We start from the raw sequence: 9,674 nt of genomic DNA, 5'->3' as shown, positions 1-9,674 counted from the left end.
GCATCGACCGCAAGCGCATCAATCAGGCCACTGCGGCTTACGCCGCCTTCACCTACCTGGCAGCGGAACTGGACGGCGACTACCGCCAGAACGCAATTGCCAGCACGCAGACCGGCACCCCGGCCAGCAACTAGGCAGGCTGGGTTTCAGGCGAACAGGAAGGCCACGGCAACCGCCGCGGCCTTCTCTGTTTCAGCGCAATTCTATCAAAGGCGGTTAGGCCGCCTGCTTCTGCCGCTCTGGCTCCACCACACCCGTCGGGCTGTTGAGTGCCCACGCTGATGCAGTTGCAACCTGCCGCCGCCGACCTCCGCGCAGCAGCGCCTTGAGCTGCGTCAGCACCTCGGAAAAACCGCTCAGATAGGCCTCGAACTCCAGAGCAGTCACGTTCTCGCCATCGAGAAACCGCTTGAGGCCATATCGAGCGGTGGAAGAACCGTTCAGCCCCTCCTCGACGGTCGTTGCCGTCTGCACGCCCAAAGCGGCCAGCACCGGCCACTGGTCCTCGTTAAATCCGCCGCTCGGGTAACAGAAGTGCACCAGCCCGGCGGGCGCCGTTTGCAGGAACCCGGCAATGGAGGTCCGGTTCTCCACAATCTCCTGATGGCTCTGCATCTTGCGCACGTCCTTGAACCGGTGACGGTGCGTGTGGAGTTGCACATCCATACCGGCCGCGGCGACTTCCCGCACTTCCTCCGGTGTCATCAGATCAAACCAGCGGCCGCGCACTGCGGGGCGGATGTCGACGTCCAGCAGTTCGGCCAGCCGGTGCACATACTGCAGACGCAGCGTCACATCCGGCAGGGCCTCCAGCAGATCCGCAAAGGCCCGCCGTCCTTCCGGATAGCTGGCGGTCTCAAGCGCCGTCAGATCGATCTCCCAGCCATACCCAAGCGCCTGCGCTTCCGCGATCGCGGTGCGCATGGCACCCAACTGTCCGGCAGGGCCCCGATCCGTGCGCGTGATGATAAACCGCACCAGAACGTTCAGAACCGGCGCGACCTTTTCCACATAATAGCTGGTCAGGTAGAGAGTGGAGGGAAACCCGGCTTCCCGCAGGGCGGGCAGCATATGCGACCGTGTGGAAACCCAGCCATCATCGATGGTGATCACCACGGATTTCGGTGCCAGTCTCCCCTTTTTCAGTTCATCAACGCCCTGGCTCAAGGAGACAACGCGATAGCCTTCCTGCTTGAGAAGCTGCAGCCGTTGCCGGAAGGTCTCCGGCTCCATGAAGAGCTTTTCACCCATGCGTGGGCGATCGCCAATCCAGACGCCATGATAGCACAGGATGCGCAACTGATCGGATGTCAGCTTTTGCGCCAGCCAAAAGGCTCCAAGATGCTTCGCAAGCCAAAGAATAAGTAGTTTTAATAAACGCATTGAATTCTCACTTAAAAAAATTTTTTGAATGAGCCCCCTTTGCTGGGACATACCCAGCAGTTCGTTCCGGCTCTATACACGTAACGAAAGGGCCAGAACAGAAGAAATAGCATCTTTGTGCTAATTAAAAACGCGGTTAATTTAACTTTTTTTTAGTCAAATATTTAGAAAATAGCCGATCCCGCGCCGAGCCGGCATTAGGGAACAGCACGGCTTGCCATTGCCAGCCCGCAAGGCCTTGGACCTACCATAATGTTAGGAGAGCGCACGTGATGACCGGCACTCCGATGTCTGGCGCCATACCGCTCCCTGTAATGGAGTCTTGAGTTTTTCGGGATGACAGGCCACACGAAGCGCCGGTTCAACTGCTTCATGTCGAGGGGCGCCTCATGCACGACATCCGTTTCATCCGCGAGACTCCGGAAGGTTTTGATGCTGGCCTCGCCCGCCGTGGCCTTGCGCCGCTGAGCGGCGAGATCCTCGCGCTGGATCAGGAACTCCGCGCCGTTCTCACCGAAATGCAGCAGGCGCAGGCCCGCCGCAACGAGGCGTCCAAGCTGATTGGCCAGGCCAAGGCCCAGAAGAACGAGGAACTGGCTCAAAGCCTGATGGCCGAGGTTGCGGCCCTGAAGGAAAAGCTCCCCGCGCTTGAGGAGGCCGAGCGCCAGGTTCAGGCCCGCCTGAACGCCCGCCTCGCTGAAATCCCGAACCTGCCCGCCGACGATGTGCCGGAAGGGCCGGATGAGACCGCCAACGTCGAGATCCGCCGCTGGGGCCAGCCGCGCCAGTTCGACTTCGAGCCGAAGGACCACGTTGACGTCGGCGGTCCGCTGGGTCTGGACTTCGAAGCTGGCGCCAAGCTGTCCGGCGCGCGGTTCGTGGTGCTGAAGAACCAGATCGCCCGGCTCGAGCGCGCCCTGACCCAGTTCATGCTGGACGTACAGACGCAGGAGCACGGCTACGCGGAAACCAACGTGCCCTACCTCGTGCGCGCCGAAGCCATGATGGGCACCGGCCAGCTGCCCAAGTTCGAGGAAGACCTGTTCAAGACGACGGGCGAGACCCCGTACTACCTGATCCCGACTGCCGAGGTGTCGCTGACCAACCTCGTGCGCGAGGAGATCCTGCCCACCGAGTCCCTGCCGCTGCGCATGACCGCCGCCACGCCTTGCTTCCGCGCCGAGGCCGGCGCCGCCGGGCGCGACACGCGCGGCATGATCCGCCAGCATCAGTTCGTGAAGGTGGAACTGGTCTCCATCGTGACGCCGGAAGAGTCCGAAGCCGAGCACGAGCGGATGACCGCCGCGGCGGAGGCCATTCTGCAGAAGCTGGAGCTACCCTACCGCACCGTGCTGCTCTGCACCGGCGATATGGGCTTCTCCGCCCGCAAGACTTACGACATCGAGGTCTGGCTGCCGGCCCAAAACACCTATCGGGAAATTTCTTCCTGCTCCAACTGCGGCGACTTCCAGGCCCGCCGCATGAACGCCCGCACCCGTACCAAGGCGGAGAAGAACACCCGCTTCGTACACACCCTGAACGGGTCGGGCCTTGCCGTTGGTCGCACTCTGGTCGCGCTGCTGGAGAACCACCAGCAGGCGGACGGCAGCGTCGTCATCCCGGCCGCCCTGCGCCCCTATCTGGGCGGCATTGAACGGCTCGAGCCGCAGGCCTGAGCTTTCGTACCAAGTCGAGGTTGATTTCCGATGCGCATTCTCCTGACCAACGACGACGGCATTCACGCCCCCGGCTTTCAGGTGTTGGAGGAGATCGCCAGCCAGCTTAGCGATGACATCTGGGTCGTCGCGCCGCTGGAGGAGCAGTCCGGCGCGGGCCACTCCTTGTCCCTGTCCCATCCGGTGCGGGTGCAGCGCTTTGGCGAGCGACGGATCGGCGTGCGCGGCACCCCGACGGACTGCGTGATGATGGCGCTGGGCCGGGTGATCGACGGGGCAGGGCCTGACCTCATCCTCTCCGGCGTCAACCGCGGGGCCAACCTGGCGGAAGACGTCACCTATTCCGGCACCGTCTCCGCCGCCATGGAAGGCACGCTGGCCGGCATTCCCTCGGTCGCGCTGTCGCAGGCGTGCATCGAGCGTCCCGCCGGTCCCGAGGCGTTCGACGCCGCCCGGCAGCACGCCGTGCCCGTGCTGAAAACCCTGCTGGCGGCGGGCTGGCCGTCCGATGTGCTCATCAACATCAACTTCCCGCCCTGCCCGGCAAATGCAGTGCGCGGCGTACGTGTCACCCAGCAGGGCCTGCGCGACTACGGCAATCCGATCATTGAGGAGCGCACCGATGTGCGTGGCTTCACCTACTACTGGTTCGGCCTTGGGCGCGAAGTCGCCGAGCCCGGCCAGGAGACCGATCTGAAGGCCATGCGGGAGAACTATGTCTCCGTCACTCCCCTGCATCTGGACCTCACGCACCGCGGCTCCATGGCCGCGCTGGCAACGGCTTTTGGCAACCGGGGCGGTTAAGGCTTTTGCAAGCGGCGTATAACCCCTAGACTGCCGGCGTGACGACAGGCATCCAACATATCTTCGCGGCGGGCGCGCTTCTGTTTCTCTCTGCCTGCGCTTCCGGCTACGTTTCCGGTTACGATGAGATCCGCCAGCGCAGCCCGGCGCAGGAATCCTCTCGCCCGCAAGCCGCCAAGCCAAAATCAAAGGCTAGCGCGCAGAAGAAAACCTCGCAGAAAGCTGCGGCGAACAAGCAGAAGTCCCAGGCCAGGCAGAGCAAGCAGGCCCGCAGCAGCCGCTCTGCCGACCCGTCCGCCAAAGCCACGGCAGCTCTCAATCAATCGCAGCTGAACCGCACACACGCAGCCGCCGCTCCAGCCCAGAAAACGGCATCGACCCGCCCGGCAGCATCCACCGCTTCACCTGTGGCACAGGCGCAAGCGCAGGCGGTCGCGGGCGGCACCATCACGGTCGGACCGGGCGAAACCCTGTTCGCCATCTCCCGTCGCACCGGGGTCGAGCTGCGCGACATCGTCGTCGCCAACAATCTGCAGCCGCCCTATGCCCTTCGCTCGGGCCAGAAACTCAGCATTCCGGCAGCCCGCTATCACATCGTGCGCTCCGGTGAGACCGGCTACAGCATCTCCCGCGCTTACGGCACGGATCTGACCACGCTGGCCCGGCTCAACAGTCTGGACAAGCCCTATGCCGTGCAGGTCGGCCAGAGGCTGCGGCTGCCTGCCTCGCCCACCCTCACCAACGGCGACAAATCCGCAACGCAGATTGCCAGCGCCCCCGCTGCCGGCGATCGGCCCGCGCAGCGATCAGCCCCTGCGGGCACGGCTGCGACCACAACCGCCGCGCCAAAGCCGGTGCCCGCTCCCGCAGCGTTCGCCAGCACCTTCTCCTGGCCGCTGAACGGGCGCATCCTCTCCCGCTTCGGTCCGAAGCAGGGCGGGCTGCATAACGACGGCATCAACATCGCTGCGACGCAAGGCGCGACCGTCCGCGCCGCCGCGCCCGGCGTCGTGGCGTACGCGGGAGATGGCCTCAAGGGCTTCGGCTGGCTGATCCTCATCAAGCATGGCGATGGCTGGGTGACGGCCTATGCTCACAACGAAGCCGTGCTGGTCCAGCGCGGAGATACGGTGCGCGCAGGCGAGCCCATTGCCCGCGCCGGTGCCACCGGTTCGGTTGACCGCCCCCAGCTGCACTTCGAAATCCGCAACGGCCGCCGCGCGGTCGATCCGCTCAAGCATCTGCCGCCCAGCCCGGTCAGTTAAGACCGGCATCACCCCGGCTTTTCCCTTGCGCAAAGCCGCGCACCCACTAGATTAACCCTGCGTGCGCCCGGCACTTTCAGGCTGATTGCTTGACACCAGCCCTGCAAGCTGTTAGCGCCCGCCGTTCTTCAAGGTTTTTGAGATGAGGCTCTACCATGGCACGCGTCACCGTTGAGGATTGCGTCGAAAAGGTCCCCAACCGCTTCGACTTGGTACTCTATGCGGGGCAGCGCGCCCGCCAGATTTCGAGCGGCGCCGAGCTGACCCTCGAGCGCGACCGCGATAAAAACCCGGTCGTTGCCCTGCGCGAAATCGCCGAAGAGACCATCCAGCCGGATTATCTGCGCGAGGCTCTGGTCCAGTCCTTCCAGAAGGTCGTCGAAGTGAAGGACGAGATCCCTGATGAGGAGGTCTCCATCGCCGCTTCCGCCGCTGCGCTTCGCCTGACCGCATCCCAGCCGCCGCGCCCGGCCGTTGAGGATGACGACGGCGGCGAAGACTAAGCGCTGCGCCTGCCTGTTCTCGGGCAAGTGTTTCAGAAGCCGTCCCGGTCCTGCCGGGGCGGCTTCTTGCTTTCCGGGCACCTTTTCAGGACACAGCTGTTGCGGAAATGCACAAAATAAGCCCCTCTCCTGCTTGTTCCCCTCGCAATGAACCGGCAGATTCGCTACCTAATCCGTTGACGACAGGTCTGGCGAAGGCCCGGCGTTTCTGGGCGTTTCGTGAAGAGTGAGGTTTGGGTTCCCCTGTGCTGAGACAGTATGAACTGGTTGAAAAGGTAAGTTCCTACGATCCTGACGCCGACGAGGAGATGCTGAACCGCGCATACGTCTTCTCGATGAAGGCGCACGGGACCCAGAAGCGCGCCAGCGGCGACCCCTACTTTTCCCACCCCATTGAAGTCGCCGGCATTCTCACCGACCTGAAGCTCGACTGCGAAACCATCACCACCGCCATCCTGCACGACACCATCGAGGATACGGTCGCCACCTACGAGCAGATCGAGCAGCTGTTCGGCCATGATGTCGCCCGGCTGGTGGATGGCGTCACCAAGCTCTCCCGCATCGAGGCCCAGACCGAGTCCGAGCGCGCGGCGGAGAACTTCCGCAAGTTCCTGCTGGCAATGTCCGACGACATCCGCGTGCTGCTGGTGAAGCTGGCGGACCGGCTGCATAACATGCGCACCCTCCACTTCATCAAGAAGGAGGAGAAGCGCCGCCGCATCGCCCGCGAGACGCTGGAAATCTACGCCCCGCTCGCCGAGCGCATCGGCATGTACGAGTTCAAGGACGAGCTCACCGAGATCGCCTTTCGCGAGATGGAGCCCCAGGCCTACGAGTCCATCACCAAGCGCCTCGGCCAGCTGCGCGAGACGGCGGGCGACCTCGTTCCCCGCGTGATCGAGGACATCGAGTATCTGCTCCACCAGCACGGTCTCAAGGCCGAGGTGCTGGGCCGCGAGAAGCGCCCCCACTCCATCTGGAAGAAGATGCAGGAGCGGGACATCAGCTTCGAGCAGCTCTCTGACATCGTCGCCTTCCGCGTGATCGTGGACACCGTGCCCGAGGTGTACCGCGCGCTCGGCATCATCCACGGCCGCTGGCCGACCGTACCCGGCCGCTTCAAGGACTACATCTCGATCCCGAAGCGCAACGGCTACCGCTCCGTGCACACCACGGTCATGGGACCGGGGCGCATGCGCATCGAAATCCAGATCCGCACCCGTGAGATGCACGCGCAGGCCGAGCTTGGCCTTGCCGCCCACTGGGCCTACAAGCAGCATATCCGCGCCGAAGGCGGCCAACAGTCTCCGTGGTTACAGGACCTTCTGGAAATTCTCGAGCACGCCTCCAGTCCGGAGGAGTTCCTGGAACACACCAAGATGGCGATGTACCAGGATCAGGTGTTCTGCTTCACGCCCAAGGGCGAACTCATCCAGCTGCCCAAGGGGTCAACGCCGGTCGACTTTGCCTATGCGGTTCACTCTCGCCTTGGCGACACCACCGTCGGCGCCAAGATCAATGGCCGCGTCGTGCCGCTGCGCACCGTGCTGCAGAACGGCGATCAGGTGGAAATCCTGCGCTCCACCGCCCAGCAGCCTGATCCGGCGTGGGAAACCTTCGTCATCACCGGCAAGGCCCGCTCCGCCATCCGTCGCCACGTTCGCCAGAAGGAGCGCGAGGACGGCATCTCGCTCGGCAAGCGCCTGCTCGACGCACTGATCGAGCGCATTCGCGTGCCGCTGGCCGAAGGCGCGATCCGCGACGCGCTGGAGCGCCTCAAGCTGCCGGATGAGGAAGCGCTCTATCTCGCCCTGGCCCGTCATCAGGTGAGCGACGAAACGGTGATGGAAGCCATCCTCCCCGGCTCGGTCGGCACGCCGCGGCGCAAGACTTCGGATGCCGAAGGCAGCGCCGGCCCCATCGCCCTTTCCATCGAGGGTCTCACCCCTGGCGCCGCCGTACATCTGGCCGAGTGCTGTCATCCCATTCCGGGCGACCGGATTGTGGGCATCCGCGAGCCCGGTCAGGGCGTCGTTGTTCATGCCATCGACTGCAAGAGCCTCGAATCGTACAGCGATCAGCCCGAGCTGTGGATCGACCTGCGCTGGCACAGCAGCACCGAGCGCACAGAGCGGTTCGTCACCCGCCTTGCGGTCGTCATGCGCAACGAACCCGGCGCGCTGGCAACCGTTGCCAGCATTCTGGGCCAGAGCGACGCGAACATCGCGAATCTCAAGCTTACCCACCGCGACCGCCAGTTCTTCACTTTCGAGTTGGACGTGGAGGTCACGGACCTGCGCCATTTGACAAGGGTGCAGGCGGCGCTTAGGGCAGCCCAGGTTGTCAGCTCCGTCGAGCGCATCAGGTTGTAAGGATTTTCCGGACATGACGAACGAAGAGGTTCTGAACGAATTCCGCGCATCGGGCGCGCTGCTCGAGGGGCATTTCATCCTGTCCTCCGGTCTGCGCTCGTCGGTCTATCTGCAATGCGCGCTGGTTCTGAAGAACCCGCAGCGGGCCGAGAAGCTGTGCCGTGCGCTGGCTGAATCGCTGCCTGCAGACATCCGCAGCCAGATCGACATGGTCGTCTCCCCCGCCATGGGCGGCGTCGTCGTCGGCTATGAAATGGCCCGTGCGCTGGGCGTGGACGGCATATTCACCGAGCGCGTGGAAGGCGAATTCGCACTCCGCCGTGGTTTCGAGATCCCGGAGGGCGCGCGCGTCTTCATGATGGAAGACGTCGTCACCACCGGCCTGTCCTCGCGCGAATGCATCAAGACCATCGAGGCCAACGGCGGCAAGGTCATCGCCGCCGGCTCGCTGGTGGACCGCTCGAACGGCAAGGCGGATCTGGGCGTGCCCTACTTCCCGCTGGTCCGTCTCGACGTGCCGGCCTACCAGCCCGACCAGCTGCCCCCCGAACTGGCCGCCATTCCGGCCATCAAGCCGGGCAGCCGCGGCCTGAAGGCGTAAGGCTTACTGCGTAACCGGCAAGGGGCGGACCACCCCGCCCCTTCTGCCTGCTTGACCGTAAACGGACGGGAGTTGGGTATGATGGCAGCTTACCAGCGTTTGGGCGTTAACATCGATCACGTCGCCACCATCCGGAATGCCCGGGGCGGCACCCACCCCGATCCGGTCAAGGCCGCCCTTCTCGCCGTCGAGGCCGGCGCGGACGGTATCACCGCCCACCTGCGCGAAGACCGTCGCCACATCTCCGATGATGACATTGCCCGCCTCGTTGCGCAGGTGCGCCGTCCCCTGAACCTGGAAATGGCCGCCACCGACGAGATGGTCGAAATCGCCCTGCGCCACAAGCCGCACGCCGCCTGCATCGTGCCGGAGCGGCGGCAGGAGCGCACCACCGAAGGCGGGCTGGACGTCGCCGGCCAGTTCGATCATCTCCAGCCCATCATTGCACGTCTCAAGGACGCAAACATCCGCGTCTCGCTGTTCATCGAGCCGGACAGCCGCCAACTGGAAGCCGCTGCAAAGCTCGGTGCGCCCGTCGTCGAGCTGCACACCGGGCGCTACTGCCACCTGACCGGGGCGGAGGAGCAGGCCGAACTCGCCCGCATCCGGGCCGCCGCCGAACTCGGCGCGTCCCTCGGCCTTGAAATCCACGCCGGACACGGCCTGCGCACGGACAACGTCGGCCCCATCGCCGCCATCCCGCAGGTTCTGGAGCTGAACATCGGCCACTTCCTCATCGGCGAGGCCGTGTTCGTCGGCCTTGGCGAGAGCATCCGCCAGATGCGCGAGGCCATGGACGCTGCCCGTCAGGCTGCGCTGTAACGTCCCTATCTCATACAGAGGGGGCGACCGCTCCAGGCTGCCCCCTCTGCAAATTCCGGATATCGGGACTATATAAGCACCATGACCATCATCGGCCTTGGCAGCGACCTGTGCAGCATCGAGCGGATCCAGAATTCGATCGATCGCTTCGGCATGCGTTTCATCAACCGCGTGTTCACCGAGACCGAGATCGCCAAGGCGGAGCGGCGGGAGCTGACCCGCGCCGCCACCTACGCCAAGCGCTTCGC

The 9,674-nt window shown here is 64.3% G+C and carries 8 protein-coding genes and 1 pseudogene; 8 read left to right on the top strand and 1 reads right to left on the bottom strand.

What is annotated here, in order from left to right:
- Window positions 1-216 precede the first annotated feature (216 nt).
- On the bottom strand, window positions 217-1,251 hold the full coding sequence (locus tag VIG90_RS15775) for a polysaccharide deacetylase family protein (RefSeq protein WP_331594472.1): 1,035 nt from the start codon (window positions 1,249-1,251) through the stop codon (window positions 217-219).
- 521 nt (window positions 1,252-1,772) lie between these two features.
- Here VIG90_RS15775 and serS point away from each other — a divergent pair.
- The 8 genes and pseudogenes from serS to VIG90_RS15735 all read left to right on the top strand — a co-directional run.
- Window positions 1,773-3,059 carry a serine--tRNA ligase gene (serS, locus tag VIG90_RS15770; protein WP_331594471.1) on the top strand — a complete coding sequence of 429 codons (1,287 nt, stop codon included), beginning with the start codon at window positions 1,773-1,775 and terminating at the stop codon, window positions 3,057-3,059.
- A 30-nt stretch (window positions 3,060-3,089) separates the two neighbouring features.
- Window positions 3,090-3,863, top strand: a complete 774-nt coding sequence (gene surE, locus VIG90_RS15765) for a 5'/3'-nucleotidase SurE (protein WP_331594470.1) — start codon at window positions 3,090-3,092, stop codon at window positions 3,861-3,863.
- 38 nt (window positions 3,864-3,901) lie between these two features.
- Window positions 3,902-5,128 carry a M23 family metallopeptidase gene (locus tag VIG90_RS15760; protein WP_331594469.1) on the top strand — a complete coding sequence of 409 codons (1,227 nt, stop codon included), beginning with the start codon at window positions 3,902-3,904 and terminating at the stop codon, window positions 5,126-5,128.
- Between the two features lie 155 nt (window positions 5,129-5,283).
- Entirely contained in the window at window positions 5,284-5,631 is a 348-nt protein-coding gene (gene rpoZ, locus VIG90_RS15755; RefSeq protein ID WP_331594468.1) for a DNA-directed RNA polymerase subunit omega, read from the top strand.
- Between the two features lie 245 nt (window positions 5,632-5,876).
- On the top strand, window positions 5,877-8,003 hold the full coding sequence (locus VIG90_RS15750) for a bifunctional (p)ppGpp synthetase/guanosine-3',5'-bis(diphosphate) 3'-pyrophosphohydrolase (RefSeq protein ID WP_331594474.1): 2,127 nt from the start codon (window positions 5,877-5,879) through the stop codon (window positions 8,001-8,003).
- Window positions 8,004-8,016: 13 nt separating this feature from the next.
- Window positions 8,017-8,604: an orotate phosphoribosyltransferase gene (gene pyrE, locus VIG90_RS15745; protein WP_331594467.1), complete on the top strand. Its 588-nt coding sequence runs from the start codon at window positions 8,017-8,019 to the stop codon at window positions 8,602-8,604.
- Between the two features lie 81 nt (window positions 8,605-8,685).
- Window positions 8,686-9,426 (top strand): pyridoxine 5'-phosphate synthase, encoded by a 741-nt coding sequence (locus VIG90_RS15740; protein WP_331594473.1) that lies wholly within the window; start codon window positions 8,686-8,688, stop codon window positions 9,424-9,426.
- 81 nt (window positions 9,427-9,507) lie between these two features.
- Window positions 9,508-9,674 (top strand): annotated as a pseudogene (locus VIG90_RS15735) (holo-ACP synthase); the annotation flags it as partial.

This window comes from Pedomonas sp. (assembly GCF_036515995.1).
In the GTDB taxonomy this organism is placed as follows: domain Bacteria; phylum Pseudomonadota; class Alphaproteobacteria; order Sphingomonadales; family Sphingomonadaceae; genus Pedomonas.
This window is presented reverse-complemented; position numbering and strand designations above follow the sequence as displayed.

Bases quoted from the DNA above. Each gene is read 5' to 3' on its own strand.
- VIG90_RS15775 (WP_331594472.1), bottom strand. From the start codon at position 1,251: ATGGGTGAAAAGCTCTTCATGGAGCCGGAGACCTTCCGGCAACGGCTG.
- serS (WP_331594471.1), top strand. From the start codon at position 1,773: ATGCACGACATCCGTTTCATCCGCGAGACTCCGGAAGGTTTTGATGCT.
- surE (WP_331594470.1), top strand. From the start codon at position 3,090: ATGCGCATTCTCCTGACCAACGACGACGGCATTCACGCCCCCGGCTTT.
- rpoZ (WP_331594468.1), top strand. From the start codon at position 5,284: ATGGCACGCGTCACCGTTGAGGATTGCGTCGAAAAGGTCCCCAACCGC.
- pyrE (WP_331594467.1), top strand. From the start codon at position 8,017: ATGACGAACGAAGAGGTTCTGAACGAATTCCGCGCATCGGGCGCGCTG.
- VIG90_RS15740 (WP_331594473.1), top strand. From the start codon at position 8,686: ATGGCAGCTTACCAGCGTTTGGGCGTTAACATCGATCACGTCGCCACC.